This window comes from Methylobacterium sp. Leaf100, from assembly GCF_001422845.1.
Lineage (GTDB): Bacteria > Pseudomonadota > Alphaproteobacteria > Rhizobiales > Beijerinckiaceae > Methylobacterium.
Genome location: NZ_LMMW01000012.1, coordinates 7,501 through 34,427, shown reverse-complemented (window position 1 = coordinate 34,427; position 26,927 = coordinate 7,501). Strand labels below are relative to the sequence as shown.

The window sequence follows — 26,927 nt, the reverse complement described above, 5'->3', positions numbered from 1 at the left end:
CAGGTCGCCTCAGTCCGCCGGTTCCTGGGCGATGGCGGGGCGGGCCTGCATCGCGCGTATGAATTCGGCGATGCGCGGCGCGATCACGGTGCGATAACGGGAGCCGTTGAACACCCCATAATGCCCGACGCCCTTCTGCAGGTGATAGGCTTTTCGTTCGGACGGCAGGTTCGGCGTGAGATCGAGGGCCGCCTGCGTCTGCCCGACCCCCGAGATGTCGTCGTTCTCGCCCTCGATGGCGAGGATCGCGCAGGTGCGGATCGCCCCGAGGTCGACGCGCGTGCCCGCGTGCATCATCGTGCCCTTCGGCAGGGCGTGATCGACGAACACGGTCTTGATCGTCTGCAGGTAGAAGTCCGCCGTCAGGTCCATCACCGCGAGGTACTCGTCGTAGAAGTCGCGGTGCTTTTCGGCCGAATCGCCGTCGCCGGTGACGAGGTGATCGAACATCTCCGCGTGGGCGTCGACGTGGCGATCGAGGTTCATCGACATGAAGCCGGACAGCTGGAAGAAGCCCGGATAGACGCTGCGCCACGCCCCCGGATACCCAGCCGGCACGGTCGTGATGCAGTTGCGCTCGAACCACTTCGTGCCGCGCTCCTGGGCGAGGCAGTTCACGGCGGTGGGCGAACGCCGCGTGTCGATGGGGCCGCCCATGAGGGTCATGGAAGTCGGCACGGTGGCGTGCCCGCGTGCCTCCATCACCGCGATGGCGGCCAGCACCGGCACCGCCGGCTGGCACACGGCCATGACGTGGAGGTCGGGCCCGAGCATGGTGAACAGGGCGATGAGGTAGTCGATGTAGGTGTCGAGGTCGAAGCGCCCGGCGCTCAGCGGCACCATGCGAGCATCGGCCCAATCGGTGATGAAGACCTGATGGTCCGGCAGCATCGCCTCCACGGTGCCGCGCAGGAGGGTGGCGTAATGCCCGGACATCGGCGCCACGATGAGGAGCTTCGGCTGTGGCTGGCTCGGACCGCGAACAAAACCACGGTCGAAGGTGATGGCCCGGCAGAACGGCCGCTCCCACACCACGCGTTCGCTCACCGGCACGCTGTGGCCCTCGATCCAGGTGCCGGTGAATCCGAAGCCCGGTTTGGCGTAGCGACGCGTCATCCGCTCGAACATCTCGCAGGCCGCCGCGACGCTGCGGGCATAGGGGCCGTACGACAGTGGATTGGCTGGGTTCTGAAGGCTGTGCTTGACCATGTCGGCGGCAACCCGCGCCGGCGTCGTCATGATCCGGGCGGTCTCATACCAGTAGTAGGACAGGTTCACGATGGCCTCCCCCTGTTCCGGAACGCAGCGCCTGCCTGATGCATGAAGGTTGGCGCATGGTTCGTGCCGCGCCATTCAGCCCGGGCTTGTCTCCGACTTAGGGCGCAACCTGCGGCGACAAGTCCCGTGCGTGACGTTCCGGCCGCTTTGCTGCCTCCGACGCGGGAGAGCGAAGTCCTGTCACGGATCGGCGTGGCGATGCGAACGAAAGCGTCCGCTTCGAACCAGGCGCGGAAGACTTGATTGCCCACGATGGGATGGACGTTGGATCACGCGGCCCTATCGTTCTGATGGACATGATGGACATGAGCACCACCGGCTTCGTGCGCGACGCCCGGCACCTCCGGCTCGATACCTTCGTCCGCCTGCGCTGGCTCGCGATCACCGGCCAGAGCGCGGCCGTGGTCGGCGCCCAGTTCGGCCTTGGGCTGCCACTGCCGTTCGGCTGGTGCTTCCTCGTCATTGCTGCCTCGTCGTGGCTGAATCTCGCCCTGCGTATCCGGTTTCCCGCGAGTTACCGCCTCAGCGACGATTCGGCTGCACTGTTGCTGGCGTTCGACATCATTCAGCTCGCGGCCCTGCTGTTCCTCACGGGTGGCCTGCAGAACCCATTTTCGCTCCTGTTCCTCGCTCCTGTGCTGATCTCGGCCACAGCCCTGCCGCCCGAGCGGACCCTGGCCCTCGGGCTCCTCGCCATCGGCCTCGCGACCCTGCTGGCCCTCATCCACCGGCCGCTGCCGTGGTTCGCCGATGGCCGCCTCGAACTGCCGTTCCTCTACATTTCCGGGGTATGGACCGCGATTCTCCTCGGTACGGCCTTCACTGGTGTCTACGCTTGGAAGGTCTCCGAGGAGACCCGGCTCCTGGCCCAGGCGCTTGCCGCCACCGAGCTCGTGCTCGCCCGCGAGCAGCACCTTTCGCAGCTCGATGGTCTGGCGGCGGCGGCGGCGCACGAGCTCGGCACACCGCTCGGCACCATCATGGTGGTGACGAAGGAGCTGAGCCGTCAGCTCGCTCCGACGGCGTCGCCCGGCGTACGTGAGGATCTCGCGCTCCTTCGCGATCAGGTCGACCGCTGCCGCAGCATTCTGTCGAAGCTCACATCACTCGATGGGGATGGGGGGGGCTTCCTCCAGACCGTGAGCCTGAGCCACCTCGTCGAGGAATTGGTGGCGCCCCAGCGCGCCATGGGCATCATCCTCGACGTCACCAGCAGGGGGGAGGGGCAGGAGCCCTCGACCCGGCGCAACCCCGGCGTCCTGTTCGGGCTCGCGAACATCGTCGACAATGCCGTGGATTTCGCCAAGACCCGCGTCATCATCGAGGCGCGCTGGACTTATGAGCAGGTCTGGCTCGAGATGCGCGACGACGGTCCCGGCTTCTCCGGCGAGGTGCTGCTTCGCGCCGGCGAGCCCTACGTGACCACTCGGAGCAACGACCGGGCGAAATCCGGCGCGACCACGGGTGCAGGCCTGGGACTGGGTTTGTTCATCGCCAAAACCCTCATCGAGCGCTCAGGTGCGCAACTCACCTTGTCGAACGCGCCCGATCCCACTGCGACGGGCGCCGTCGTGCGCGTGTCCTGGGCGCGGCACGTGTTCGAGCGCGGCATCGCGGTTGCGCGTCATGCACAGAATGGAGAGCTGGCAACCCCTGATCAGGACCGTTCCGGCGCCTATATAAGTTCCTGAAGACTTACAGGAACGCAGGAGACGCGTCGAATGCAGACGCAGACCGGTACAACGGCGCCTGGCGCCGATATCATGCAACTTGGCGATAACGATCCGCTGGCCGCTTTCACCGATCGTAGCCTGCTCATCGTCGATGACGACAAACCGTTCTCGACCCGCCTCGCCCGCGCCATGGAGATGCGCGGCTACGAGGTCCACGTCGCCGAGAGCGTGGCCGAGGGGGTCTCGATGGTGGATGCGCGGGCGCCGGCCTTCGCGGTCATCGACATGCGTCTCGGAGATGGGAACGGCCTCGACGTCATCGCCCGTCTCAAGGAGCGTCGCCCGGAGGCCCGCGGCGTGATTCTTACGGGCTACGGCAACATCGCCACGGCGGTCACGGCGGTGAAGCTCGGCGCGTTCGACTATCTCGCCAAGCCCGCGGATGCCGACGAGATCCACGGCACCCTCATGGCCCAGCCGGGCGAGCGGGCCGATCCGCCGGAGAACCCGATGTCGGCCGACCGGGTGCGCTGGGAGCACATCCAGCGGGTCTACGAGCTGTGCAGCCGCAACGTCTCGGAAACGGCGCGTCGCCTCAACATGCATCGCCGCACCCTGCAGCGCATCCTGGCCAAACGCGCGCCGCGCTGACGACGGGAAGGGGCGAAGTTGCGTGGTCCGACCAGATCGCGCTACTTCCCTCGACCGCCCGCGCAACGGGATCGCGCGGTGACGGAACGACAATCGGGATGCCACGCCAGTGAACACGCGCAACCTCATCACGATCGTCAGCATGATGGTGCTAGTGGGCACGGAAGTCTTCGCCGTCGCCATTGCGGCCGGATGGGCGCTGGCCGGCATCTTCGAACTCGGCGACACCGTCGGCCACGTGCTGATGGCCGTCTTCAGCCTCTTCGCCGCTTGGGTGATGTTGCAGCTCTGGCGTCGGGCCATCAGCATCGAACCCCTGCGCGCCGCCCCCGCCGTACAGCGCCGCTAGACGAGCAGGGTCCCTCCGCGTTGCCAGGGCGGCGTTTCCCGATTATCGCGGGGGCGCCCCGCCACGCGCAGCCGAGTTCGACCCCATGAAAGCACGCATCATCGTCACCCTGAAGACCGGCGTGCTCGATCCGCAGGGCAAGGCGATCAAGGCGGCGCTGACGTCGTTCGGCCTGTCCGGCGTCGACGGTGTGCGCCAGGGCAAGGTCTTCGACGTCGAACTCGCGGGCGGTGACCGCGCCGCAGCCGAGGCCACCCTCAAGGCCGCCTGCGAGAAGCTCCTGGCCAACACCGTGGTCGAGAACTACGCGATCGAGATCGCCTGATGCGCGCCGCCGTCATCGTCTTTCCGGGCTCCAACCGTGACGCGGATGTCGCCCGTGCCCTGACTCAGGCCGGGGCCGAAGTGGTCAAGGTCTGGCATGCCGACACCGAACTGCCGGCGGGCACTGACCTCGCCGTCCTGCCGGGCGGCTTTTCCTACGGCGACTACCTGCGCTGCGGCGCCATCGCGGGCCGCGCGGCGGCCATGGATGCCGTGCGCGCGCACGCGGCGCGCGGCGGCTTGGTGCTGGGCATTTGCAACGGCTTCCAGATTCTGTGCGAGTCGGGTCTGCTGCCCGGCGTCCTCATGCGCAACGTCGACCGGCGCTTCATCTGCCACCGGCAGCTCCTGCGCGTCGAGCGCGCCGATACCCGCTTCACCACGGCCTACACCAAAGATCAGGTCATCGACGTGTGCGTGGCGCACGGCGAGGGCAACTACTTCGCGGATCCCGACACCATCGTGCGCCTCGAAGGCGATGGCCGCGTGGCGTTCCGCTACTGCGACGCGTCGGGCGCGCTGACGGTGGATGCCAATCGCAACGGCTCGCTTAATTCCATCGCGGGCATTTATTCCGAGAAGCTCAACGTACTCGGGCTGATGCCGCACCCGGAGAACTTCGTCGAAGATCTCGTCGGCGGCACGGACGGGCGCGGCCTGTTCGCGAGCTTGGCTGCATAGGGCCTTCGACCCTCCCTCTGTGTCGGGGAGGGCGGTCGCGGAGCGGGAGGTCGAGGGAGACGACCTCCGCGCAGCGAAGGCATTCCCTCTTGCAGGACCGTGCGTCTTACGGACCTAGTGCCCGTCGAACTCCATCAACGTCCGCACCGGGACGTCGAGATCCCGCAGTTTCTGCGCCCCACCGATCTCGGGCAGATCGATGACGAAGCAGGCGGCCACGACCTCGGCACCGATCTGACGAAGCAGGTTCACCGCCGCGCAGGCCGTCCCGCCGGTGGCGATGAGATCGTCCACCAGAAGCACCCGGTCGCCCGGCTTGATCGCATCGACGTGGATTTCCATTTCGTCGGTGCCGTATTCGAGGGCATAGGCGATCGACACGGTCTTGTGGGGCAGCTTGCCTTTCTTGCGGATCGGTACGAAGCCCGACGAAAGCTGGTGCGCCACTGCGCCACCAAGGATGAACCCGCGCGCCTCGATGCCGGCGACCTGATCGATCCGGCCGCCCGCGAAGGGATGCACGAGGGCATCGACCGCCCGACGGAAGGCACGCGGATCGCTCAATAGCGTGGTGATGTCGCGAAACACGATACCGGGCTTCGGGTAGTCCGGAATCGAGCGGATCGACTCTTTCAGCGCGATATGGCGGCGGGAATCCATGGCGGCGGCCTTCGTCGAGTTCGATGATGAGTGGGCGTGGGTTTCAGGCGTTGGCGCGGCGCAGGAGCTTCACGAGATCCCCATGCAGGTTCTCGTTGCCGGCGGCCACCGAACGCGCGGCGAGGGGCTCGGCGCCGCCATCGGCGCTGGAGACGAAGCCGCCGGCCTCGCGCACCAGGATGATGCCGGCCGCGATGTCCCAGGTCTGCAGGTCGCGCTCCCAGTACAGGTCCGAGCGGCCGCAGGCGACGTAGGCGAGATCGAGAGCCGCCGAGCCGAACCGGCGGATGCCCCCGCTCACGGCCATCACGGCCGCCACCTCGCGCAGGAGCTTCGGATGATCGCCGCGCCCAAGGTAGGGTGAGCCGTAGGCCACGAGGGCATCGGCCATGTCGACACGGCCCGAGACGCGCAGCCGGCGGTTGTTGAGGTAGGCGCCCTTGCCGCGTTCGGCCACGAACAACTCGTCCTTTGCTGGATCGTAGATCACGCCGGCGACGATCTGGCCCTCGCGCTCCAAGCCCACGGAAATCGCGAAATGCGGGATGCCGTGCAGGAAGTTGGTGGTGCCGTCGAGGGGGTCGACGTGCCAGGTGTGGCTCTTGTCGGCGCCCTCGACGATGCCGGACTCCTCGAGCACGAGGCCGTAGCCGGGCCGGGCCTTCATCAGAGCGTCGCGCAGGACTTCCTCAGCCTTGCGATCAGCCGCCGAGACGAAGTTGCCCGGTCCCTTGCGCGAGACTTGAAGGTTCTCGATCTCGCCGTAGTCGCGCTTGAGGCCGCGGGCGGCCTTGCGGACGGCATCGACCATGACGGTCATGAGGGGTGAGCTGATCATCGCTTGAAGGGTCCGGGTCGATTCAAAGAGCGTCGGAGACGCGAGAGGTCTGAGGGGGCCATAGCACGTTTGGCGCCGGCCTCATCCCTGTCGGAGCACAGGCGGGATGCGCCTACTTCACGTTGGCGCGTTCGGACGCCATCTGCTCGGCCCGGGTGCGCTCCTCGGGGCTGAGTCCCGTCAGGGTCTGGTCGAGCCATGCGTCCGAGAGCCCCTGCGCCGCGGCGGCCAGGTTCCAGGCCGCTGCCTCCACGAGGTTCTTCGGTACGCCGCGACCGTTGGCGTAGAGGCGTGCGATCCGGTTCTGCGCGATGGCGTTGCCGCGCGAGGCGGCATGGAGGAAGTAGCGGGCGGCGCGGCCCTCGTCCTTGGCGATGCCGGTCCCGTTGAACAGCAGGATGGCGAACTCGACCTCGCCGGCGAGATCGCCGTTGTCGGCCGCCCGGCGGAACAGTTCGGCTGCCTGCGCCGGGTCTTTCGCGACCCCGCGGCCCTGAAGATAAAGGACGCCGAGGCCGTGCTGGGCGGCGCTGATCTCGCCGTTGGCCGCCTTGCGGAACAGGGTCGCGGCCTTGGCTTGATCGGCCTCCGTGCCCGAGCCGAGCAGGATCAGCGCCAGATTGTAAGAGGCGGTGGCGTCACCCTTGTCCGAAGCCTGTTCGAGCCAGCGCCGACCGGCCTTAAGGTCCTTGGGGCCCCCGCGTCCATCGATGGACATGAGACCGAGGGACGCCATGGCGTGGACATCGCCCTGGGCCGCGGCCAGACGGTACCACTCGGCGGCCTTCACCGGGTCCTGCTTGATGCCCAGGCCCTGGTTGTTGAGTTCGCCGAGCAGCGTCATCGCCGCCGCGTCCCTCGAATTGGCCGAGAGCCGCTTCGTCGCCTCGCGGAGGGCGGTGGTGTACTGGCCGCGCTGATAGGCACCGAACGCGACATCGGTTTCCTTGTTCGACGTCGGCGGGTTCGCACCCATCACGCCGGGCGTGTAGGGCGTCGGCAATTCCTTCAGCGGCGCTGTGAAGACTTCCTTCGACGCCGGTTTCGGGACCGGTGCCTGCGCGTTCGCCCCCGGGACGATGGGCATCACCGGCTGGGGCGACTGTGCCAGCGCGCTTCCGGGGCCGGCCAACGCCAGGACCGACGCAAGCAAACGGGCGGCACTTCTCACGAAGCCGACCCCGCGGCGTTCACCATCGCCTGGATCGCGGCCACGTCCGCGCCGTTGCCCATCCACAGGGCGCTTTCGAGTCCGAGGAATTCCGCGCCCGTCGCGGCGAGGGCCGCCACCTCCCCGACTTCGTGGGCGACGGCGATGCAGGGCGTTTCGAAGATCTCCGTCCACCACGTCGTCCGGTCGAGGATCGTGGCCGCTTCTGGCGCGATTCCGTCGGCGTACAGGCCGCCGAACATCACGTAGTCGACGCCGGCCTCTCCGGCCTCCATGGCCGCGTGTTTCTGCTCGTGGCCACCAGCCCCGAGGATGCGCCCGTCGTCGAGGCGTCCGCGCAGGTCCGCCAGGGTCCCATCCTTCGGCTTGTCGAGATGGACTCCATCGGCGCCGCCACGCGCCGAGACGCTCACCAGATCGCCCGGGAAACCGGTGCAGGCCAAGACCAAGGCCGCACCCGTGCCCTGCGCCGCGGGGGCGAGACGCTTGACGAGGTTGACGAGGCTGCGCTCATCGGCGGGAGCGAGGCGCAGGATCACGGCCGCGACGTCGCCGGCGGCGCACGCGGCTGTCAGGGCTGCCGCGAGGACGTCGGCGTCACCCGCCTCGATACGGTGCGGGGTGAGGAGGGCGAGGCGGGTACGGGGCTCGGCCATAGGGGTCCTTCAGGAAGGGTCGGGCGCTCAGCGTACCGCGCCGATCTTCGGATCGAGGGAGCCGTCGGCGTAGCGCTTGGCCATGTTGGCGACGGAGATCGGGCGAATCTTCGAGCCCTGACCGGCGGTGCCGAACTCTTCGAAGCGCTGGCGGCAGAGCTTCGTCATCGCCTCCATGGCCGGCTTGAGGTACTTGCGCGGGTCGAACTCGGCCTTGTTCTCGGCCAGGATTTTCCGAATCTGACCGGTCATCGCCATGCGGTTGTCGGTGTCGATGTTGATCTTGCGCACGCCGTGCTTGATGCCGCGCTGGATCTCCTCGACGGGCACGCCCCAGGTCGGCTTCATCTGGCCGCCGTACTGGTTGATGATGTCCTGCAGGTCCTGCGGCACCGAGGAGGAGCCGTGCATCACCAAGTGTGTGGTGGGCAGGCGCCGATGGATCTCCTCGATCACGTTCATGGCGAGCACGTCGCCATCGGGCTGCCTCGTGAACTTGTAGGCGCCGTGCGAGGTGCCCATGGCGACGGCGAGGGCGTCGACCTTGGTGGCCTCGACGAACTTGACGGCCTCGTCCGGGTCGGTGAGAAGCTGGTCGTGGCTCAGCACGCCTTCGGCGCCGTGTCCGTCCTCGGCCTCGCCCTCGCCGCTCTCCAGGGAGCCGAGCACGCCAAGTTCGCCCTCGACCGAGACGCCGGCCCAATGGGCCATTCTGGTGACGTTGCGGGTGATCTCGACATTGTAGGCATAGTCGGCCGGAGTCTTTCCGTCGGCCTTGAGCGACCCATCCATCATCACCGAGGTGAAGCCGTACTGGATCGCCGTGGCACAGGTGGCCTCGTCGCTGCCGTGGTCGAGGTGCATGCAGACGGGGATATGCGGATAGACCTCGACGAGACCGTCGATGAGCTTGGCGAGCACGATGTCGTTGGCGTAGGCGCGCGCGCCCTTGCTTGCCTGGAGGATGACCGGCGAATCGGTGGCGTCCGCCGCCGCCATGATGGCGAGACCCTGCTCCATGTTGTTCAGGTTGAACGCCGGCACGCCGTACTCGTACTCGGCGGCATGGTCGAGGAGCTGCCTCAGGGTGATGCGGGCCATGGGTTTCTCCTCGATTTCGACCGCCGTCGGGGCAGTTCGCTCAGACGCGCCGGATAGCGCCTTCCTTCAGAATTCGTCGTCTTCTCAAGCCAGAACGGCGCGACTGCAACCGTAATCGGCCTTGTCGATCGTTTCGTCGTGATAAAGCCGGTCGGAACCGTCACGACCACGTGGGCGGACGCTCAAGCTCTGATGCGCAGGGCCTCGACGCCGGGCAATTCCTTGCCTTCCAGCCATTCGAGGAAGGCGCCACCGGCCGTCGAGACGTACGAGAAGGTCTCGCCCACGCCCGCGTGGTTCAGGGCCGCCACGGTGTCGCCGCCGCCCGCCACGGAGACCAGCTTGCCGGCCGTGGTCCGCTCACCCGCGTGACGGGCCGCCGCCACGGTGGCGGCGTCGAAGGGGGACAACTCGAAAGCGCCGAGCGGGCCGTTCCAAACCAGGGTCGCGGCGGTGTCGATGGCCGCGTTGATCTCGGCGACCGTTCTGGGGCCGGCGTCGAGGATCATGCCCGCCTCGGGCACCGAATCGACGGCGACGGTTTCGTGCGCCGCGTTGGCCCTGAACTCGCTGGCCACGACGGCATCCACCGGCAGGACGATGCGGCAGTTCGCGGCCTTGGCGGCCTCGACGATGCGAAGGGCGGTCTCGGCGAGATCCTTTTCGCAGAGGGACTTGCCGACCCCGAGGCCCTGCGCGTGCAGGAAGGTGTTGGCCATGCCGCCGCCGATGACCAGCATGTCGACCTTGGCGACGAGGTTCTGAAGCAGGTCGATCTTCGACGACACCTTGGCGCCGCCCACGAGGGCGATGACCGGCCGGGTCGGCGCTTCGAGACCCTTGGTCAGGGCATCGAGTTCCGCCTGCATCAGGCGCCCGGCATAAGCCGGCAGAACGTGGGCGAGCCCCTCCGTCGAGGCGTGGGCGCGGTGCGCCGCCGAGAACGCCTCGTTGACGTAGAGGTCTCCGTTGGCCGCGAGTTCGGCAACGAAGGCCGGATCGTTCTGCTCTTCGCCGGCATGGAAGCGGGTGTTCTCGAGGAGAAGCACCTGGCCGTCCTTCAGGGCACCGACGGCCTCGGCGGCGGCGGGGCCGACGCAATCTTCGGCGAAAGCCACCGGCCGGCCGAGGTGCGCGGCGATGGTCGCGACCACGGGCTTCAGGGATTCGCTCGCAACCGGCTTGCCCTTTGGACGGCCGAAATGCGCCAGCAGCACCACGCGCCCGCCCTTGTCGACGATCTCCCGGATCGTCGGGACGATGCGCTCGATCCGGGTCGCATCGGTGACGCGACCGTTCTCCATAGGCACATTGACGTCCACGCGAAGGAGAACGCGTTTGCCGTTCAGGGCGCCGGCATCGTCGAGGGTACGGAAAGCGGTCATCGGGGCCTTGATCTCGGAAAGTACCGGCGTCCCGCGAGTAGGTCTTGGTCTCGCGGGCAGGAATTGGGCGGCGATTCGAGGGTCAGCGCGGCGGGATGAGTGCGTCGAGGTGGAAGCGCTGGGCGGCGATGGTGAGCGCTACGGTCAGCACCGCTGTGATGATCGCCGTCAACACCAGGGCGCCGGACCCCGGCAGACCCCGGGTTCGGTCGCCGATGGCGCGGACTTCGCTGCGCAGGGCGGCGAGATCGGTCTGTCGAGCGGCCTCGTTCATGCGCGCGGCAGCGCCTTCGATCTTTTCCTCGACACGCGACAGCAGCGCCTCCGAGCGAGCGTATTTGTCCTCGATACGGGCGCACTTGTCCTCGATGCGGGCAAGCTGATCGCCACCCGGAGCCGCGGTTGGAGACAGCGTCTCGGTCTTGCCCACGACGACCGGCGTGGACGCCTGGGGCTGGGGCGGGGCCACCGACGGCCCGGCCGGAGGTGTGCCTGGGATGAAGTCGCGTCCGGTGGGGGAGGTCTCTGTCATCTCGGGCACACCATCGTGTTTCTTCAAGGAGCGGACGATCCGTCAGTCCGCACGGATCAGAGCAGCTTGCCCATGGCCACGGCCGTGTCGGCCATGCGATTCGAGAAGCCCCACTCGTTGTCGTACCAAGCGAGAATCCGTACGAAGGTGCCGTCCATCACCTTCGTCTGGTCGAGGTGGAAGGTCGACGAGTGGGGATCGTGGTTGAAGTCGATGGAGACGTTGGGCTGGTCCGTGTAGGCGAGCACGCCCTTGAGCGGGCCGTCCGCCGCGACCCGGATGGCGCCGTTGATCTCGTCCACGGTGGTGGCGCGCTTGGCGGTGAACACGAGGTCCACGGCCGAAACGTTCGGGGTCGGCACGCGGATCGAAGTTCCGTCGAGCTTGCCCTTCAGCTCCGGCAGCACGAGGCCGACGGCCTTGGCCGCGCCCGTGGAGGTCGGGATCATCGACAGGGCGGCGGCACGGGCCCGGTAGAGGTCCTTGTGCATCTGATCGAGGGACGGCTGATCGTTGGTGTAGGAATGGATCGTGGTCATGAAGCCGCGCTCGATCCCGATGAGATCGTTCAGCACTTTGGCCACCGGCACGAGGCAGTTGGTGGTGCACGAAGCGTTGGAGATCACGAGGTGATCGGCGGTGAGCGCCTGGTGGTTGATGCCGTAGACGACCGTGAGGTCGGCGCCATCTGCGGGAGCCGAGACGATGACGCGCTTGGCGCCCGCATCGAGGTGGGCCTTTGCCTTGTCCTTCGAGGTGAAGATGCCCGTGCATTCGAGGGCGATATCGACGCCGAGCTCACGATGAGGCAGCTCAGCAGGATTCCGCACGGCGGTGACCCGGATGCGGTTGCCGTCGACGACGATGAACTCGCCATCCACCTCGACCTTGGCGTTGAAGCGGCCATGGATCGAATCGAAGCGCAGGAGGTGGGCGTTGGTCTCGACGGGGCCGAGGTCGTTGATGGCCACCACCTCGATGTCCTTGCGACCGGCCTCGTGGATGGCGCGCAGAACGTTGCGACCGATACGTCCGAACCCGTTGATGGCTACCTTCACCGACACGGCGTGAACCCTTCCGTTAAACGGACACCGACCCTGCGGCGCCCTCCAGCATGGAGATCGAAGCGGCCGGCCCGAAGGACAAGCCCCGATTTATCGCTCGCTCTGTGCGAATCCAGTTTGAACGCACGATGAATTGCGACCGCCATCCGGCCATTCGGGATCATCCGGGAACCGGACGATGCGCGCGAGGGGCCTGAACTTGTCACGGAATGCTGTATCCGGTTTGGCGGGCGGCCGGTCTCTACCATGCTCGATCTGCCCGGCAAAGGTCGGTCGGGCCTGGCGGGCATTGCGCGCACAGGCATGGGAGCCTGTTTGTCATTCGACTCCATTCCCGAGCCGGATGCTAGCTGTGCCGAGCGGCGCACGTCATGGTATCGGGATGGTATCGGGGCGTGTCGCATGTGGATGCAGACCGGTGCGGAGCTTTGGGAGACGCGTTTCGTGAGTGAGGCCATCGACGACGCCCTGTCGCGGCTCGAGACTGCCTTGACCCGCCTGGAGGCGGCCGTGGGGCAGCGGTTCGAGGCCGAGCGCGATCCCAGCGACCTCGAAACCGAACTCGCCATCATGGGAGAAGACCGCGCTCGCCTGGGCGCGGAGCTCGATGCCGCCAGCGCACGTCTCGCCGCGGTGGAGGCCGCCTCCGACGACGTCGGGCATCGCCTCGGCCGGGCCATCGCCGCCGTCGAGGGCGTACTGGTCCCATCCTCCCCCGCGCGCTAGCCTGGATTCGATGCCCCAGATCAACGTCACCATCGATGGCAAGAATTACCGTATGGCCTGCGCCGAGGGCGAGGAGCCGCATCTCACCGCCCTCGCGACGGAGCTCGACGGGCGCATCACCGGTTTGCGGGCGTCGTTCGGCGAGATCGGCGACATGCGCCTGCACGTCATGGCGGCGCTGTTGCAAGCCGATGAGCTCGACGAGACGCGGCGTCGGCTCGCCGCTTTGGAGGCCGAGACCACCGGCCTGCGCGCCCAGGTTGAGACCTCCGATGCGACCCGTGCCGCGGAGGAGACCCGCATCGCCGCCGGCCTCGGCCGTTGCGCCGAGCGGATCGAGCATTTGGCAAAGACGCTTTCGGCTGGTTGACGCCACCATGCCCCTGGCGCCAGCCATTGGCCGACGCTACATAGGTTTTGCGGGGCTGCCGCGTTCGTCAGGAGAACTTTCCCCGGGGCCTTATCGACTCCCCAGGGAGCTGTCCCTGGCCCTGTCCCTGGACTCGGCCAACACGGCGCCCACCTACACTGTAGGTTTCCCGGGATCGACACTCCAACGGCTCATGTGGCTCCGCACTCTTACTCGCACGCTTCCTTGAAAGCGTCCCTTCGCCAAGCGGCCCTCGGGCGGCGCGATGCCCTCGATCCGGAGGTGCGGCATGCCGGTGCCCGGGCGATTGCCGATGCCGTGATGCGCATTGATGGCCTTGCTGAAGCCCCCATCGTCGGAGGTTTCTGGCCGATCCGCAGCGAGGTCGATCCCCGACCGCTCATGGAGCGCCTGTTCGCGCGCGGCCAGCGGGTCGCTCTGCCGAAAGTGACATCCGACGGCCTCGTCTTCCGTGAATGGCGCGCCGGTGACGCCCTGGTGCGTGGCGGCTTCGGCCTGAGCGAACCGGACGACAGCCTGCCGCCCCTCGATCCCACCGCGCTCATCGTGCCGCTTGCCGCCTATGACACGCGCGGGCACCGAATCGGCTACGGGCGCGGCTATTACGATCAGGCCATCGCGCGCCTCGGGCGAAACGGACCGGTGCTGACCATCGGGATCGCGTTTTCCGTGCAGGCGGTGGACGAGGTCCCGGCCGAATCGCACGATCAGCCCCTCGATCATCTCATCACCGAAGCGGGCCCGGTCCCGCTGAAACGAGCCTGACGAACAAGCGATGCGTCTTCTCTTCCTCGGCGACGTGGTCGGCCGGCCCGGCCGCCACGTGATCACCGACCGCCTGCCGAACCTACGGGAACGCTGGCGTCTCGATTGCGTGGTGATCAACGGCGAGAACGCCGCAGGGGGCTTCGGCCTCACCGAGGCCATCTGCGACGAGTTGCTCCAGGCCGGCGCCGATGCCGTGACCCTCGGCAATCATTCGTTCGATCAGCGCGAGGCCCTCGTCTTCATCGCCCGGCAGTCGCGCCTCGTGCGCCCGGCGAACTACCCGCCGGGCACGCCGGGGCGCGGTGCCACCGTGGTCGAGACGGCCAAGGGCGCCCGGGTCCTCGTCCTCAACGTCATGGGCCGCATCTATATGGACGCCCTCGACGATCCGTTCGCGGCGGCCGAGCGCGAACTCACCGCTTGTCCGCTTGGTGAGGTCGCCGATGCGGTCATCGTCGATGTCCACGCCGAGGCGACGAGCGAGAAGCAGGCCTTCGGGTATTTCCTCGACGGCCGTGCCAGCCTGGTGGTCGGCACTCACACCCATACCCCGACGTCCGACCACCGCATCCTGCCCGGTGGCACCGCCTACCTCTCGGACGCGGGCATGTGCGGCGACTACGATTCGATCCTCGGCATGCACAAGGACGAACCTCTGCGCCGCTTCCTCCAAAAGACGCCGGGCGCGCGTTTGGAGGCTGCGCACGGGGAGGGGACCCTGTGCGGCATCGCGGTGGAGACGGACGACCGCACCGGCCTCGCCACGGGCGTCTGGCCCGTGCGCCTCGGGCCGCACCTCGAGGAAACCTGGCCGCGCGGCTGGGATTAGCTCGCCAACGGGGGATGTTCACCGCAGGCGGGTTGATCGACGCTCGACCTACAGCCAATGTGCGGCCGGGATTGGCCCGGTGTCCGCTCGGTCGAGCAGGCACTTAAGTCTTTGCGTGAAGAGTGTCCGAGCCGATGGCGACCCCTCCCGCGACCGCGACGCTCGCCAAGCCCGGCATCTACCTCGTGCGGATGTTGGTGTTCCTCGCCCTCGTGGGCTTTCTCGCTTTCGTTCTGTTCCGGCAGATCACCCCGGCCTTCCTCGCCAATCCGGGCCTGAACGGCCTGATCCTCGGCGTGCTGTTCATCGCCGTCCTGCTCGCCTTCGGGCAGGTGATCCGGCTCTATCGCGAGGTCGCCTACGTCAACGCCGTGGCGACCGGCGAAACGCCCACGAAGGCGCCGTCTTTGCTGGCGCCGCTTGCGTCCGCGCTGGCCGCCCGACGGGACGGGATCACGCTGCCCGGCACCCGCGCCTTCCTCGATACCGTGGCGGCGCGCCTCGACGAGGGCCGCGAGATCCTGCGCTACGTCGCCGGGCTCCTCATCCTGCTAGGCCTGCTTGGGACATTCTGGGGCCTCATCGACACGCTCAGCGCCGTGGGCTCTGTCATCAAAACCATGCGCGGCGGCGGCGAGGCGGCGGCGATGTTCGACGAGCTCAAGAATGGGCTCGCCGTGCCGCTGTCGGGCATCGGCCTCGCCTTCTCCGCCTCCCTGTTCGGCCTCGCGAGCTCCCTCGTCACCGGGTTCCTGGATCTTCAGGCAGGACAGGCGCATGCCCGTTTCCACAACGAACTCGAGGATTGGCTCGTTTCCGGCGAGACCGTGGCGGTCGCGCCGACGAAAGCCCAGGAGCCGGCCTCCGCCCGTGAACTGCAGGAAGCGGTAGACCGCCTCACGGCTGTCATCGCCGAGGGCGCCAACGGCCGCGTGGCGACACAGGCGATGACCAACCTCGCCGAAGGCATCCAGGGCCTCGTTCAGCACATGCGGGCCGAGCAGCAGATGATCCGCGACTGGGTCGAGGCGCAGGCCACCCGCGAGCGTGAACTGAAGCAGGTTCTCGACCGCCTCGGCCGCGAGCGCAGCTGAGATGGCCTCGCTCCGCACACGGCGCGACCGGTCCCTCAACGTCTGGCCGGGCTACGTCGATGCCCTCGCGACCCTGCTGCTCGCCGTCGTCTTCCTGCTGACCATCTTCGTCGTCGGCCAATTCTTCCTGTCGCAGGAGATCACCGGCCGCGATTCGGTGCTGACCCGCCTCAACCGCCAGATCGCCGACCTCACGGATCTCCTCGCCCTGGAACGCTCGACCCGCAAGGCGCAGGAGGCCACCGCCTCTTCGCTGCGCAATACGTTGCTCGGCGCCGAGGCCGAGCGGGACCGCTTCCGGTCCCAGGCCGAATCGGGCCAGGGCGCCGGCGCCAGGCAGGGCGAACTCGACCGGCAACTCGCTGCCGAGCGGGCGGGCTCGGCCCGCGCCGCCACCCAGATCGATCTGCTGAACGAACAGATCGCGGCGATGCGCCGGCAGCTCGCCGCCTTGGAGGATGCCCTCGCGGCCTCCGAGAATCGCGACAAGGAGAGCCAAGCCCGCATCGCCGATCTCGGCAGTCGCCTCAACGTGGCCCTCGCTCAGAAAGTGCAGGAACTCGCTCGCTACCGATCGGATTTCTTTGGGCGTCTGCGCCAGATCCTCGGCACACGCACGGATATCCGCGTCGTCGGCGACCGCTTCGTTCTGCAATCCGAGGTTCTGTTCCCGGCCGGATCCGCCACCCTGAAGCCCGAGGCGGGACCGGAGCTCGACCGCATCGCCGGCGCGATTCTGGAACTTTCCCGGCAGATCCCCGCCGATATCCCGTGGGTGCTGCGGGTCGACGGACACACGGACGCCCGGCCCATCGCCAGCGCCCAGTTCCCGTCGAACTGGTCCCTCTCGGCGGCCCGCGCCATCGCGGTGGTGCAGGCCATGGCGGCCAAGGGCGTCCCGCCCCAGCACCTCCTCGCCGGTGCCTTCGGCGAGTTCCAGCCCCTCGATTCGGGAACGACCGAGGAGGCCTACGGGCGCAACCGCCGAATCGAGATGAAACTCACGGAGCGGTAGTTTGCTCAACCTGTCCGGTGAGCACGTCCGGGTAGGCAAACAGGCCCGGTACGCCGCCCGTCATCACGAACAGCACGTTCGCTCCCGATGGGTAAAGGCCTCCGCGAACGTCGTGGAGCAGACCGGCGAACGCCTTGCCGCTGTAGACGGGGTCGAGGAGCAGGCCTTCCGTGCGGGCCAGGAGCCGGACCGCTTCCAGCATGCCGGCCGTGGGGATACCGTAGCCCGGCCCGCGATGCGCGCCGTCGATGACGATGTCGTCGGATGTCAACATCAGGCCGGGCGCCAGAATTGCCAAAGTCGCGTTGGCCTTGTCGAGGGTGATCGCCCCGGCTCGCTCACCCGTTTCCAGCACCGCGTAGGACTTGGCGAGACGCGGGTCGTGCCCGTCCGCCCGCAGGCCGGCGGCGAGGCCTGCGTGGGTGCCGCAGCTGCCGTTGGGAACGATGATCTGGTTCAGTGACAGGCCCATTGCGTCCGCCTGGGCGAAAATTTCACCGGCACAGGCCGCATAACCCAGGCAGCCGACGGGACTGGAGCCGCCCGAGGGGAAGACATAGACGCGGCGCCCCGCTGCACGGAGCTCATCGGCGCGCCGTTCCGCCAACGCCAGGGCATCGCCTCCGGCGGCGAGCTCGTGCACCGTCGCGCCGAACAGGTCGTCGAGGAGGCGGTTACCATTGTGCGCATAGGCGTCGTCCGTGCGCGGTACGCTCCGGGTCAGGAACAGTTCGCAGGCGAAACCCGTCCGGGCCGCCGCGGCTGCTGTGAGGCGGGCGTGGTTCGACTGAATCGCCCCGACGGTGATCACCGTGTCGGCGCCCTCGGCCCGGGCCGCGCCGAGAAGGTATTCCAGCTTGCGCAGCTTGTTGCCGCCGAGCCCGAACCGCGCGAGGTCGTCGCGCTTCACCCAAAGGCGCACCCCGGCAAGACCATCGCCGAGATGGCGGGCGAGCCCGTCCAGTGGCTCGATGGGGCTCGGCAGGTCGAGGAGCGGCAGACGGGGGAACCGCGACAGGTCCATGGCGAGTCCTACTCGGCCGGCAGCGCTTCGCGGCGCGGCTCGCGGCTGCGGGCGGTATCCTCGAAGGCGTCGGTGAACTGGAGGGCGGCGAGTTGGGCGTAGAGCGCACCGCGCGCGAGCAGGGTCTCGTGGGTGCCCGACTCGACGATTCTTCCTCCGTCGAGGACGAGGATGCGGTCCGCTGCCCGGATGGTGGCGAGGCGGTGCGCGATGACGAGGGTGGTACGCCCGCGCATCAGGGTGTCCAGTGCGGTCTGCACGGCCCGCTCGCTCTCGGCGTCCAATGCCGAAGTCGCCTCGTCCAAGAGCAGGATCGGAGCATCCTTGAGAATGGCCCGCGCAATGGCGACGCGCTGGCGCTGGCCGCCCGAGAGGGTGACGCCGCGCTCGCCGACCGTGGTGGCGTAGCCCTGGGGCAGGGCGCGGATGAACCCGTCGGCATGGGCGAGTTCGGCGGCGCGCTGGACTTGCGCTTCCGTCGCGTCCGGACGGCCGTAGCGAATGTTCTCCAGGACCGAGCCTGAGAACACGGTCGGATCCTGGGGGACGAGGGACAGGCGTTCGCGCAGGGCATCCGGGTCGGTGCGTGTGATGTCGATGCCGTCGACGCGGATCGTGCCGCTCTGGGGATCGTAGAACCGCAGGAGCAGTTGCAGCACCGTGGTCTTGCCGGCCCCCGAGGGCCCCACGAGGGCGACGCGTTCGCCGGGGGCGATGGTAAAGCTGATTCCGTCGAGCGACGGATGCTCGGGTCGGGTCGGGTAGAGGAAGCGGACGGCCTCGAAGGCGACCTCGCCGCGCGGCGGGGTCGGAAGGGCGACGGGGTCCGCCGGCGCTTCGATGGCCGGCTTGGCCGCCAGGATTTCGCCGAGGCGCTCCGCAGCACCAGCCGCCTGGGCGAGTTCACCGTAGACTTCCGACAGCTGGCCCAAAGCGCTCGCGCCGAACACCGCGTAGAGCACGAACTGCGAGAGTTGGCCCGCCGTCATGGTGCCCGCGAGGACGCCTTGCGCGCCGTACCACATCACCCCGACGACGCTCGCCGAGATGAGGAAGATGGCGACCCCCGTGAGAAGCGCGCGGGCCTGAATCGAACTGCGGGCCGCGCCATACGCGTTCTCCGAAGCTTCGGCGAAGCGTGCGGCTGCGGAGCGACCCATGCCGAAGGCCTGCATGGTCCGGATCGCGCTCACCGCCTCGGAGGCGTAGGCCGAGGCATCGGCGAGCCGGTCCTGCGCAGCGCGCGAGCGACGACGCACGCCGCGTCCCGACAGGATCAGCGGGAACACGATGAGGGGGATCGCCACGAGAACGAGGATCGAGAGCTTCGGGCTTGTGATCACCATCATGGCGATGGCGCCGGTGAACAGGAACGCGTTGCGCAGCAGGATGGAGATGCTGACGCCGAACACCGCCTTCACCTGCGTGGCATCGGCGGTGAGCCGTGAGATGATCTCACCCGAGAGAGACCGGTCGAAGAAGGCCGGATCGAGTTCGGTGAGGCGGCGGAACACGGCGCTTCGCAGATCTGCGACGACACGCTCGCCCAGCGTGACCACGGTGTAGTACCGGGCAGCGCTCGACATCGCTAAAACGGCGACGACGCCGATGAGCCCGCCGAAATAAGCGTTGATGACGCTCTGACCTTCCGGCGAGAACCCGTGATCGATGACCCGGCGCAGCGCCAGGGGAACCACCAGGGTCGCCAGCGAGGCCATCAGCAGGGACAGGAACGCGGCGAGGATGCGCCCGCGATAGACGGCCGCGAACGGGACCAGCGGACGCAGGGAGCCGAGGGGCGCCCTGGGCCGTCCCTCGGCGGATGCCTTCTTCTTCGAACCGCGTGCCATCATGCCTCGTCGGTGTTGGGGACGCCGGTTGTCTGGACGTCGCTGCTCTGGACTTGGAATTCGACGGCCTCGCGATTGCCCGGGACGGCGCGCTTGTCCAGCGGCGACGCCTGGGGTATAGGCGCGCCTTCATCCGATTGCGCGTGATCTATGGCCGCGGGCCGCCAGACGAGCCGGTCGGCGTGGCACTTCAAGGATTCGTCATGGCAAAGAGTGCGGCCGACAAGGCCAAGGGTACCGAGCATCCCGACTATCATTTCATCAAGGTCGTGATGACCGACGGGTCCGACTACATGACCCGGTCGACCTACGGCAAGGAGGGGGACACCCTCAACCTCGACATCGATCCGAACACGCACCCGGCCTGGACCGGTGGCGAGCAGAAGATGCTCGATCGTGGTGGTCGTGTCTCGCGCTTCAACTCGCGTTTCGGCGCGCTGTCGTTCGGCAAGAAGTAACGTTCATCGGCCGACCGATCTCGGTCAGGTCCGGAATGATCGAACAGGCGGCGCGGTGGCGCCGCCTGTTCGCGTTTGGAGAGCCTCGCGGCACGGTCATCGCTTGACAGATGCGGCGTCCGCATGGTCCCAACGCCCCGGATTTCGCCGCGCCCGACGCGGCACGAAAGGGTTTGGCGCGTGGAGTTTCGAGCAATGCTGCGACGCGAAGGTGCCGTCGCCCGCTGGTTCGGCTTCGCCCTGGCGGCCGGTTTCCTGGGCGCGGTGTCCGCCTCTCCCGCCGCCGCTCAGGGCATGGTCCGCAACACCTTCGGGGACTGGCAGTTGCGCTGCGAGACGCCGGCCGGCGCGAAAGCCGAGCAATGCGCCATGGTGCAGTATCTCGCCGCCGAGGACCGCCCCAATCTGACCCTCGTGGTGATCGTTCTGAAGACGGCCGACAATCGTGGCTACCTGCTCCGGGTGGTGGCGCCGCTCGGCGTGCTCCTGCCGTCCGGCCTCGGGCTCAAGATCGACAAGACCGATGTCGGCCGCGCCGGGTTCGTGCGCTGCCTCACCACGGGCTGCGTCGCCGAGGTCGTGATGGACGAAGGCCTGATCAAGCAGTTCAACGCCGGTGCCCAGGCAACATTCATCGTGTTCCAGACCCCGGAGGAGGGCGTCGGCATTCCCCTCTCCATGAAGGGGTTCGGCCAAGGTTTCGAAAGCCTGAAGTAACGGGACCGGGCAGTCCGCCGGCACCAATCGGGAACGGATCATGTCGAAGCATGCCAGCCAGATCGCTCTGCGACTCCTGATCGTAGGTCTTCCGGTTCTCGTCGCCGCGGACGGGGCCGGGGCACAGGAAGGCAACGCCTTCTCGAACCTGTTCAAGTACGGCGGTACCACCGTTCCGCCCTCGCAGCCCGCGCCCCTCGACGAGGCCTATTGCCCGACGGTGGATGTGCCCGAAGGCGGCGCGGCCCTGCGCAATCCCCCCAGTGCGACGGGCAGCGCCGGATTGCGAAGCCAGACCACGCTCGGGCGCCTCGCCCGCGAATGCAACCGGCTCCAGGACGGCTCGATCCGTGTGAAGGTCGGTATCGAGGGCCACGTGCTCCTCGGCCCCGCCGGGGCGCCGGGCCGGTTCGAGGCACCGCTGACGGTCTCCCTCAAATCCTCGGGCAAGACGATCGTCTCCCGCGCCCGCCGCGTCTCCGTCATCGTCCCGCCGGGTGAGGCACAGGGTCTGTTTTCCATCATCGAGGACGACCTGATGGTGCCCGTCGCCCAGACGGGTGATTACGACATCGAGGTTCGTCTCGGGGGTGGGACGCCTCAACGCGCGCCGGCCAAGCGCAAGCCGGCGCCGCCGCTGGCGACCTCCGAGGCACCGGTTGCTGTTCCGGCGACGGCCGAATGAGCACTCCGCCGCCAGGGCACGGCTCCTGAGCGCACGGGACGGCACCACGCCGCCGCGCGGTGGATGGCTCGGCCGTGCCGCGGCCTTCACCCTCGAGCCCCAGGATGATCCGGTCTTCGGTCGGCGCCTGCGCCTGCATGGGTCGCCGCGCGGATGCTGGATCGTGCTGACCTACCGCGAGCGGGCGGTGGCGCGCCCGCTCCGGCCCCTGCTCCGCCTTATCCGCGGACCAGCCCGGCACGAAGACTTTGTCTTGCCGGGGTCAGCGCTCGGGGCGGCGTCCTGGCTCGGTTACCTGCCGCAGGATTGTACCGATCTTCACCTCGCCATCGATCCTCGCACGGAGTTCGTGCTGGAGCAGGTCGGCCTACGCACGCATCTGAGCGTGACGGCCGAGTGCCTCGGCAAGCGTCCATTGCGTGCCGCGGCGGCCCTCTACAATGCGATGCGTGGTGACGAGCGCCGCTTTCGGGACATCCTCCGCGGTACTTGTGGCGCGACACCCCGGGCGCGCTACGACGTCTGGGCCGAGTCGCGGCGAAGGGGAAACGCCGTCCTCCCAGTCGGCACCTCGGCATTGCCGGTCTGCCTGATCCTTCCGGCGCGGCACGCCGATCACGCCCGGGTCGCCGAAACCCTGCGCTGCCTCGCCGCCCAGGTCGGAGCCGATTGGCGCGCGGTCGTCGCCTGGGTCGACGGACCGGATGTGGACGCGGCGACCGATCCCCGGGTAACCCACGTGCAATGGCCCGCGGGCGGAACCCTTCGGGATCTCGTCGCCGATGAGATGGGCTGTGTCGGGGTTCTCAGCCCTGGGGAATGCCTGCAGCCGGAGGCCCTCGCGCTCCTCGCCAGAGCTCTGGAATCGCCCGATGGCGGCGAGATGGCTTACGCCGACGAGGAAACCGGCGATGCCCTGTTATGCCCGCGGCTGAAACCGGACTGGAGTCCCGATCTCGCTCTGGCGCAGGGTTATGCCGGCTTCACACTCCATAAGGGTGTACTCCTGGCGCAGCTGCTGGATCTGCCCCTCGGCGCGCCCGAGGATTGCCGGATCGATCTCGGCGTTCGTGCCGCGGCGACGGTGTTGCCTGCGCGTGTCGCCCACGTGCCGCGGGTCCTTCTTCGCGGGCCCGCCAACGATTCCACGGCGCGGCACACCGAACGCCTCGAGGAAAATCTGAAGGCGGTCGAAGTTCCGTCGCGCCCGCGTGTCGATCCAGCCATCGCCGATCTGCTCTGGCCCCTTCCCGAGCCCGCCCCGCTCGTCAGCGTGGTCGTTCCCTCGCGAGACCGGCTCGACTTGATCCGTATCGCCGCCGACGGGGTTCTCAGCGCCACCGCCTATCCGGCGATCGAACTCGTCATCGTCGACAACGGCTCCATCGACGCGGACGTCCACGCCTACTACGAGCGTCTGCGACGTGATCCGCGTGTCAGGATCCTCGACTGGTCGGCTCCGTTCGACTTCTCCGCCATGACCAATGCGGGTGTCGCGGCGGCGCGGGGCTCGGTCGTCGTCCTGCTGAACAACGATATCGCGGTTCTGCGCGACGACTGGCTCGACGCGCTTGTCCGGCAGGCCTGCCGGCCGGAGGTGGGTGCCGTCGGGGCGAAACTGCTCTACGCCGACGGCACCCTCCAGCATGCCGGCGTCGTCGTCGGCCTCGGTGGGCGTGCCGGACATATCCTGCGCCGGCGCCCCTCGGACAGCCCCGGGCATCTCGGACAGCTGCGGGTCGCCCACGAGGTCTCGGCCGTCACCGCCGCATGTCTCGCCGTGGAGAAGCGAAAATTCGACGCGGTCGGCGGCCTCGATGCCGAAGCGTTTCCCATCGACTTCAACGACGTCGACCTGTGTCTTCGTCTGAACACCGCGGGTTACAAGACCGTCTGGACGCCCCACGCCGTCCTCGCCCATCTCGAATCCACGAGCCGCGGCCCATCCATTGGGCCGGCCCGCGCCCGGTTCGAGGCGGAGGCCGATCGCTTCGTCGCGCGCTGGCGGGACACCATCCGGCACGACCCGTTCTATCATCCGGGTCTGTCGCTCACGACCTTCGGCGAGGATCTCGAATGACGGCGCCCCGGTGGGAGAGTGTCCCCTGACCGACGAGCACCGCGATGCCCTGCTGTTCGCCCACCGCATCCGTCCGGGCATCCTCGCGCGCCTTCGCATGGCCGTCGCGATCCTCGCGCAGCACCCCAGCGCCATCCTCGCCATCGCGAAGGCGCGGCTCATGGGCAAACGCGTCCGTGCTGCACAAGCCCGGGCCGCGCTGCTGGGGCTCGATCACCGGAAACTCTGGCTGACGCGGCGGGACCGGCGCATCGCCAATCTCCTGAGCGAGGTCGTGCCGGTGATCGAAGAGAGGGACCTCGTCGTTCTCACCACCCCCGGCCACACTCTGGTGTCGGGCTCCCAAGAACGTTTGGTTCGCACCTTCGCGGCGCATCCGCACCGTGTTGCCCTCTATGGCGATGCCCTCGACGTGTCGGGGTCCAGGATTATGCCCCTCCTCCGGCCTGCCTTCGATGCAGAGTATCTGAGGGCGGTGGATTACATCGGCCCCGTCGTCGCCGTGCGCCGCACTGCCCTGGACGCGATCGGCGGCATCATCGATCTCGATCCCGAAGCGCCGGCTCTCGATGCTCTGCTGCGCCTCGCTGGACGGTTCGGCTCCGACAGTATCGGCCATCTCCCGCAGATCCTGTCCATTGGCGCGGCGGTTGCGGCAGGGGAGGGGGGGCGGAGCCGCCGCGCCGGCCGCCTCGCGATTGTCCGCCGAGATCTCGTGCGCGCGGGGGAGGGCGATGTCGCGACGCGGATGGACGAGGACGGCGTCATCACCCTCTGGCGCTCACTACCCGACCCGGTACCGAGCGTAAGCCTCATCGTCCCGACCCGCGACCGCCTCGATCTCCTGAGACCCTGCCTCGACAGCCTGATCCATCGCACCGACTGGCCGGACCGCGAGATCCTGGTGTGTGACAATGACAGTCGCGATCCAGAAACCATGGTCTATCTCGGCGATCTCGCAGCCGACGGCGTCATCCGTGTCGTACCGTGTCCCGGCCCGTTCGATTTCGCGGCCATGAACAACCGGGCGGCGGCCGTCGCAAATGGGCGGGTTCTGGCCTTCGTCAACAACGACGTGACCGCCACCGATCCGACCTGGCTCGACCGAATGGTTCGCGAGGCCCTGCGGCCAGAGATCGGCGCCGTCGGTGCACGGCTCATCGACGGGCGCGGGCGCATCCAGCACGGCGGTGTGATTCTCGGCCCCGGCGGCCTCGTCACCCACGCGCATCGGTACTTTTCCGGGGACGCTCCGGGCTATCTGTCCGGCTTGCTCGCCACCCGTGCGGTGTCAGCGGTGACGGCGGCCTGCCTTGTGGTCGAGGCGCGAAAATTTGCAGCCGTCGAGGGTTTCGACGCCGCCGCCTTCGCGGTTGATTTCAACGATGTCGACCTGTGCCTGCGTTTGAACGAGGCCGGTTACCGCACCCTCTACGTCGGCGGCGCGATCCTGATCCACGACGAAGCGGCGAGCCGCCGCTGGACGCCCGAGGCCAGGGCACGGCATGAACGCGAGGTCACGGCCTTCAAAAAGCGATGGGGGCCGCTGCTGGCGCAGGACCCCCATTATCATTCCGGGTTCGACCCCGATCTCGGCACCTACACGCGGCTGCGATCCGGCTGGCAGATGACCGGCCCGGTCGCGCCGCGCTGACGGCTACTGGACGAGGCGCGGACCGCCCGTCTGCACCTTCTCGTTCTCGGACATGATGCCGAGACGCTTGGCGACTTCGGTATAGGCCTCGATCAGACCGCCGAGATCCTTGCGGAAGCGATCCTTGTCGAGCTTGTCCGACGACTTGATGTCCCACAGGCGGCACGAATCCGGGGAGATCTCGTCGGCCACGACGATGCGCATCATGTCGCCTTCCCAGAGACGGCCGGTCTCGATCTTGAAGTCGACGAGGCGGATGCCGACGCCGAGGAAGAGGCCCGACAGGAAATCGTTGACTCGGATGGCCAGCGCCATGATGTCGTCGATCTCCTGGGGCGTAGCCCAGCCGAACGCCGTGATGTGCTCCTCGGAGACCATCGGATCGTTGAGCGCATCGTTCTTGTAATAGAACTCGATGATCGAGCGCGGCAGCTGTGTGCCCTCCTCGAGGCCGAGGCGCGTAGCGAGCGAGCCGGCAGCGACGTTGCGCACCACCACTTCGAGGGGGATGATCTCGACCTCGCGGATCAGCTGCTCGCGCATGTTGAGGCGGCGGATGAAGTGCGTCGGCACGCCGATGTCGTTGAGGTGCTGGAAGACGAACTCGGAAATCCGGTTGTTCAGCACGCCCTTGCCGTCGATGACGTCGTGCTTCTGCGCGTTGAAGGCGGTGGCATCATCCTTGAAATGCTGGATGAGCGTTCCCGGCTCCGGACCCTCGTAGAGGACCTTCGCCTTGCCCTCGTAGATGCGACGGCGGCGGTTCATAGGCGTGTACCGTGGTTTGAGGAAGTCCAAGGGCCGTGGCTCCTTTCAGCGAGAGACGATGCGGAACCCGCGGCGTGGTGACTGCCGAAGCGGTCGGGCCGTGAAAACGCATCGTTCGTCGAAAGCCTCCGCGACCGTGGCGCAAACTACCCGAAGCGGCGTGTCAGCACAACGCGTTGGCCGGATGGGTGCCATCCGCGCGGGGGAGGGCTGGCCCCATGTTTCGGGCGGCACGGTGAATGGAACATGCCGCGCTCAGGGGGGCGCGGTCTTCGCTGGATACCGGCACAGGTCTGCGATGGGGCAGATCGGACAGTTGGGCTTCCGTGCCTTGCAGACGTAGCGGCCGAACAGGATCAGCCAGTGATGGGCATTGAGCCGGTAGGGTTCCGGCACGATAGCCTCCAGCCCGGCCTGAACCTTGTCCGTCGTCGGCGCGATCACGAGGGGGATGCGGTTGGAGACCCGGAAGATGTGCGTGTCGACGGCGATGGTCGGAACCCCG

Annotated in this window: 29 protein-coding genes and 1 other RNA gene (1 of these 30 running past the window's edge); 17 read left to right on the top strand and 13 right to left on the bottom strand. The window is 67.8% G+C overall.

Annotation, left to right across the window (positions count from 1 at the left end; all coding sequences use genetic code 11):
* Positions 1-9: 9 nt before the first annotated feature.
* A complete protein-coding gene (phaZ, locus tag ASF25_RS08275; RefSeq protein ID WP_056304319.1) occupies positions 10-1,278 on the bottom strand; it encodes a polyhydroxyalkanoate depolymerase in 1,269 nt (422 codons plus the stop codon).
* Positions 1,279-1,574: 296 nt separating this feature from the next.
* On the opposite strand from phaZ, the gene ASF25_RS08270 reads away from it, so the two are divergent.
* From ASF25_RS08270 to purQ, 5 genes are all read left to right on the top strand, one after another.
* The gene (locus ASF25_RS08270) at positions 1,575-2,969 is read left to right on the top strand and encodes an ActS/PrrB/RegB family redox-sensitive histidine kinase (RefSeq protein WP_056176232.1); all 1,395 of its coding nucleotides are present in this window, start codon (positions 1,575-1,577) and stop codon (positions 2,967-2,969) included.
* Between the two features lie 30 nt (positions 2,970-2,999).
* Positions 3,000-3,602 (top strand): ActR/PrrA/RegA family redox response regulator transcription factor, encoded by a 603-nt coding sequence (locus ASF25_RS08265; protein ID WP_056176100.1) that lies wholly within the window; start codon positions 3,000-3,002, stop codon positions 3,600-3,602.
* A 109-nt stretch (positions 3,603-3,711) separates the two neighbouring features.
* Positions 3,712-3,951: a hypothetical protein gene (locus ASF25_RS08260; RefSeq protein ID WP_056176103.1), complete on the top strand. Its 240-nt coding sequence runs from the start codon at positions 3,712-3,714 to the stop codon at positions 3,949-3,951.
* A gap of 85 nt (positions 3,952-4,036) precedes the next feature.
* Positions 4,037-4,276, top strand: a complete 240-nt coding sequence (gene purS, locus ASF25_RS08255; protein WP_056304318.1) for a phosphoribosylformylglycinamidine synthase subunit PurS — start codon at positions 4,037-4,039, stop codon at positions 4,274-4,276.
* Positions 4,276-4,956 carry a phosphoribosylformylglycinamidine synthase subunit PurQ gene (purQ, locus tag ASF25_RS08250; RefSeq protein ID WP_056176109.1) on the top strand — a complete coding sequence of 227 codons (681 nt, stop codon included), beginning with the start codon at positions 4,276-4,278 and terminating at the stop codon, positions 4,954-4,956. Before purS ends, purQ begins: the two co-directional genes overlap by 1 nt.
* Before the next feature lie 114 nt (positions 4,957-5,070).
* Here the strand turns inward: purQ and ASF25_RS08245 are convergent, their stop codons facing one another.
* The 8 genes from ASF25_RS08245 to gap all read right to left on the bottom strand — a co-directional run bounded on the left by ASF25_RS08245 (position 5,071) and on the right by gap (position 12,363).
* The gene (locus tag ASF25_RS08245) at positions 5,071-5,616 is read right to left on the bottom strand and encodes an adenine phosphoribosyltransferase (RefSeq protein WP_056176113.1); all 546 of its coding nucleotides are present in this window, start codon (positions 5,614-5,616) and stop codon (positions 5,071-5,073) included.
* Positions 5,617-5,659: 43 nt separating this feature from the next.
* Positions 5,660-6,454 carry an inositol monophosphatase family protein gene (locus tag ASF25_RS08240; protein ID WP_056176116.1) on the bottom strand — a complete coding sequence of 265 codons (795 nt, stop codon included), beginning with the start codon at positions 6,452-6,454 and terminating at the stop codon, positions 5,660-5,662.
* 112 nt (positions 6,455-6,566) lie between these two features.
* Complete coding sequence (locus ASF25_RS08235) at positions 6,567-7,607, bottom strand: tetratricopeptide repeat protein (protein WP_244472950.1); 1,041 nt, start codon at positions 7,605-7,607, stop codon at positions 6,567-6,569.
* Between the two features lie 14 nt (positions 7,608-7,621).
* On the bottom strand, positions 7,622-8,281 hold the full coding sequence (locus ASF25_RS08230) for a thiamine phosphate synthase (protein ID WP_056304317.1): 660 nt from the start codon (positions 8,279-8,281) through the stop codon (positions 7,622-7,624).
* Between the two features lie 27 nt (positions 8,282-8,308).
* The gene (gene fba, locus ASF25_RS08225; RefSeq protein WP_056304316.1) at positions 8,309-9,382 is read right to left on the bottom strand and encodes a class II fructose-bisphosphate aldolase; all 1,074 of its coding nucleotides are present in this window, start codon (positions 9,380-9,382) and stop codon (positions 8,309-8,311) included.
* A gap of 182 nt (positions 9,383-9,564) precedes the next feature.
* Entirely contained in the window at positions 9,565-10,767 is a 1,203-nt protein-coding gene (locus ASF25_RS08220; protein WP_056304315.1) for a phosphoglycerate kinase, read from the bottom strand.
* 82 nt (positions 10,768-10,849) lie between these two features.
* Entirely contained in the window at positions 10,850-11,299 is a 450-nt protein-coding gene (locus tag ASF25_RS08215) for a hypothetical protein (RefSeq protein ID WP_056267884.1), read from the bottom strand.
* 56 nt (positions 11,300-11,355) lie between these two features.
* Positions 11,356-12,363, bottom strand: a complete 1,008-nt coding sequence (gene gap, locus ASF25_RS08210; protein WP_056304314.1) for a type I glyceraldehyde-3-phosphate dehydrogenase — start codon at positions 12,361-12,363, stop codon at positions 11,356-11,358.
* Between the two features lie 408 nt (positions 12,364-12,771).
* Here gap and ASF25_RS08205 point away from each other — a divergent pair, with 408 nt between their 5' ends.
* The 7 genes from ASF25_RS08205 to ASF25_RS08180 all read left to right on the top strand — a co-directional run bounded on the left by ASF25_RS08205 (position 12,772) and on the right by ASF25_RS08180 (position 17,186).
* Positions 12,772-13,089 carry a DUF4164 domain-containing protein gene (locus ASF25_RS08205; protein ID WP_082502583.1) on the top strand — a complete coding sequence of 106 codons (318 nt, stop codon included), beginning with the start codon at positions 12,772-12,774 and terminating at the stop codon, positions 13,087-13,089.
* A gap of 10 nt (positions 13,090-13,099) precedes the next feature.
* Positions 13,100-13,459, top strand: coding sequence for a cell division protein ZapA (gene zapA / locus ASF25_RS08200; protein ID WP_056304312.1), 360 nt, complete (start codon positions 13,100-13,102; stop codon positions 13,457-13,459).
* 49 nt (positions 13,460-13,508) lie between these two features.
* Positions 13,509-13,665: non-coding RNA, 6S RNA (gene ssrS, locus ASF25_RS21860), on the top strand.
* Entirely contained in the window at positions 13,655-14,245 is a 591-nt protein-coding gene (locus ASF25_RS08195; RefSeq protein ID WP_056304311.1) for a 5-formyltetrahydrofolate cyclo-ligase, read from the top strand. The genes ssrS and ASF25_RS08195 overlap by 11 nt, the downstream gene beginning before the upstream one ends.
* A gap of 10 nt (positions 14,246-14,255) precedes the next feature.
* Entirely contained in the window at positions 14,256-15,077 is an 822-nt protein-coding gene (locus ASF25_RS08190) for a TIGR00282 family metallophosphoesterase (RefSeq protein ID WP_056304310.1), read from the top strand.
* Positions 15,078-15,211: 134 nt separating this feature from the next.
* Positions 15,212-16,171 (top strand): MotA/TolQ/ExbB proton channel family protein, encoded by a 960-nt coding sequence (locus ASF25_RS08185; RefSeq protein WP_056304309.1) that lies wholly within the window; start codon positions 15,212-15,214, stop codon positions 16,169-16,171.
* Between the two features lies 1 nt (position 16,172).
* Positions 16,173-17,186 (top strand): peptidoglycan -binding protein, encoded by a 1,014-nt coding sequence (locus ASF25_RS08180; RefSeq protein WP_056304308.1) that lies wholly within the window; start codon positions 16,173-16,175, stop codon positions 17,184-17,186.
* Here the strand turns inward: ASF25_RS08180 and ASF25_RS08175 are convergent.
* Entirely contained in the window at positions 17,173-18,210 is a 1,038-nt protein-coding gene (locus ASF25_RS08175) for a D-cysteine desulfhydrase family protein (RefSeq protein ID WP_056304307.1), read from the bottom strand. The two genes, ASF25_RS08180 and ASF25_RS08175, sit on opposite strands and share 14 nt — an antisense overlap.
* 8 nt (positions 18,211-18,218) lie before the next feature.
* The gene (locus ASF25_RS08170; protein WP_056304306.1) at positions 18,219-20,060 is read right to left on the bottom strand and encodes an ABC transporter transmembrane domain-containing protein; all 1,842 of its coding nucleotides are present in this window, start codon (positions 20,058-20,060) and stop codon (positions 18,219-18,221) included.
* A 203-nt stretch (positions 20,061-20,263) separates the two neighbouring features.
* Between ASF25_RS08170 and rpmE the strand changes: the two genes are divergently transcribed.
* The 5 genes from rpmE (at position 20,264) to ASF25_RS08140 (ending at position 25,654) form a co-directional block, all read left to right on the top strand.
* On the top strand, positions 20,264-20,518 hold the full coding sequence (gene rpmE / locus ASF25_RS08160) for a 50S ribosomal protein L31 (RefSeq protein WP_018045309.1): 255 nt from the start codon (positions 20,264-20,266) through the stop codon (positions 20,516-20,518).
* Positions 20,519-20,713: 195 nt separating this feature from the next.
* On the top strand, positions 20,714-21,235 hold the full coding sequence (locus ASF25_RS08155) for an invasion associated locus B family protein (RefSeq protein ID WP_056304304.1): 522 nt from the start codon (positions 20,714-20,716) through the stop codon (positions 21,233-21,235).
* 40 nt (positions 21,236-21,275) lie between these two features.
* A complete protein-coding gene (locus ASF25_RS08150) occupies positions 21,276-21,920 on the top strand; it encodes a hypothetical protein (RefSeq protein WP_056267910.1) in 645 nt (214 codons plus the stop codon).
* Positions 21,895-24,000, top strand: coding sequence for a glycosyltransferase (locus tag ASF25_RS08145; RefSeq protein ID WP_244472949.1), 2,106 nt, complete (start codon positions 21,895-21,897; stop codon positions 23,998-24,000). The genes ASF25_RS08150 and ASF25_RS08145 overlap by 26 nt, the downstream gene beginning before the upstream one ends.
* A 10-nt stretch (positions 24,001-24,010) precedes the next feature.
* Positions 24,011-25,654 (top strand): glycosyltransferase, encoded by a 1,644-nt coding sequence (locus ASF25_RS08140; RefSeq protein WP_056304303.1) that lies wholly within the window; start codon positions 24,011-24,013, stop codon positions 25,652-25,654.
* Between the two features lie 3 nt (positions 25,655-25,657).
* Here ASF25_RS08140 and purC read toward each other — a convergent pair whose 3' ends face one another.
* Positions 25,658-26,452, bottom strand: a complete 795-nt coding sequence (purC, locus tag ASF25_RS08135; RefSeq protein WP_055955211.1) for a phosphoribosylaminoimidazolesuccinocarboxamide synthase — start codon at positions 26,450-26,452, stop codon at positions 25,658-25,660.
* A 225-nt stretch (positions 26,453-26,677) separates the two neighbouring features.
* Positions 26,678-26,927, bottom strand: the 3' portion of a protein-coding gene (gene nth / locus ASF25_RS08130; RefSeq protein WP_082502545.1) for an endonuclease III. Its footprint extends 485 nt past the window's final position; only the last 250 of its 735 coding nucleotides appear in the window; its start codon lies off the right edge, out of view; it ends in the stop codon at positions 26,678-26,680.

Bases quoted from the DNA above. Each gene is read 5' to 3' on its own strand.
- purQ (WP_056176109.1), top strand. From the start codon at position 4,276: ATGCGCGCCGCCGTCATCGTCTTTCCGGGCTCCAACCGTGACGCGGAT.
- ASF25_RS08205 (WP_082502583.1), top strand. From the start codon at position 12,772: ATGCAGACCGGTGCGGAGCTTTGGGAGACGCGTTTCGTGAGTGAGGCC.
- ASF25_RS08265 (WP_056176100.1), top strand. From the start codon at position 3,000: ATGCAGACGCAGACCGGTACAACGGCGCCTGGCGCCGATATCATGCAA.
- ASF25_RS08240 (WP_056176116.1), bottom strand. From the start codon at position 6,454: ATGATCAGCTCACCCCTCATGACCGTCATGGTCGATGCCGTCCGCAAG.
- fba (WP_056304316.1), bottom strand. From the start codon at position 9,382: ATGGCCCGCATCACCCTGAGGCAGCTCCTCGACCATGCCGCCGAGTAC.
- ASF25_RS08150 (WP_056267910.1), top strand. From the start codon at position 21,276: ATGTCGAAGCATGCCAGCCAGATCGCTCTGCGACTCCTGATCGTAGGT.
- ASF25_RS08185 (WP_056304309.1), top strand. From the start codon at position 15,212: ATGGCGACCCCTCCCGCGACCGCGACGCTCGCCAAGCCCGGCATCTAC.
- ASF25_RS08175 (WP_056304307.1), bottom strand. From the start codon at position 18,210: ATGGACCTGTCGCGGTTCCCCCGTCTGCCGCTCCTCGACCTGCCGAGC.
- ASF25_RS08245 (WP_056176113.1), bottom strand. From the start codon at position 5,616: ATGGATTCCCGCCGCCATATCGCGCTGAAAGAGTCGATCCGCTCGATT.
- ASF25_RS08220 (WP_056304315.1), bottom strand. From the start codon at position 10,767: ATGACCGCTTTCCGTACCCTCGACGATGCCGGCGCCCTGAACGGCAAA.
- ASF25_RS08270 (WP_056176232.1), top strand. From the start codon at position 1,575: ATGATGGACATGAGCACCACCGGCTTCGTGCGCGACGCCCGGCACCTC.
- purS (WP_056304318.1), top strand. From the start codon at position 4,037: ATGAAAGCACGCATCATCGTCACCCTGAAGACCGGCGTGCTCGATCCG.
- ASF25_RS08230 (WP_056304317.1), bottom strand. From the start codon at position 8,281: ATGGCCGAGCCCCGTACCCGCCTCGCCCTCCTCACCCCGCACCGTATC.
- zapA (WP_056304312.1), top strand. From the start codon at position 13,100: ATGCCCCAGATCAACGTCACCATCGATGGCAAGAATTACCGTATGGCC.
- ASF25_RS08180 (WP_056304308.1), top strand. From the start codon at position 16,173: ATGGCCTCGCTCCGCACACGGCGCGACCGGTCCCTCAACGTCTGGCCG.
- ASF25_RS08155 (WP_056304304.1), top strand. From the start codon at position 20,714: ATGCTGCGACGCGAAGGTGCCGTCGCCCGCTGGTTCGGCTTCGCCCTG.
- ASF25_RS08215 (WP_056267884.1), bottom strand. From the start codon at position 11,299: ATGACAGAGACCTCCCCCACCGGACGCGACTTCATCCCAGGCACACCT.
- ASF25_RS08170 (WP_056304306.1), bottom strand. From the start codon at position 20,060: ATGGCACGCGGTTCGAAGAAGAAGGCATCCGCCGAGGGACGGCCCAGG.
- rpmE (WP_018045309.1), top strand. From the start codon at position 20,264: ATGGCAAAGAGTGCGGCCGACAAGGCCAAGGGTACCGAGCATCCCGAC.
- ASF25_RS08190 (WP_056304310.1), top strand. From the start codon at position 14,256: ATGCGTCTTCTCTTCCTCGGCGACGTGGTCGGCCGGCCCGGCCGCCAC.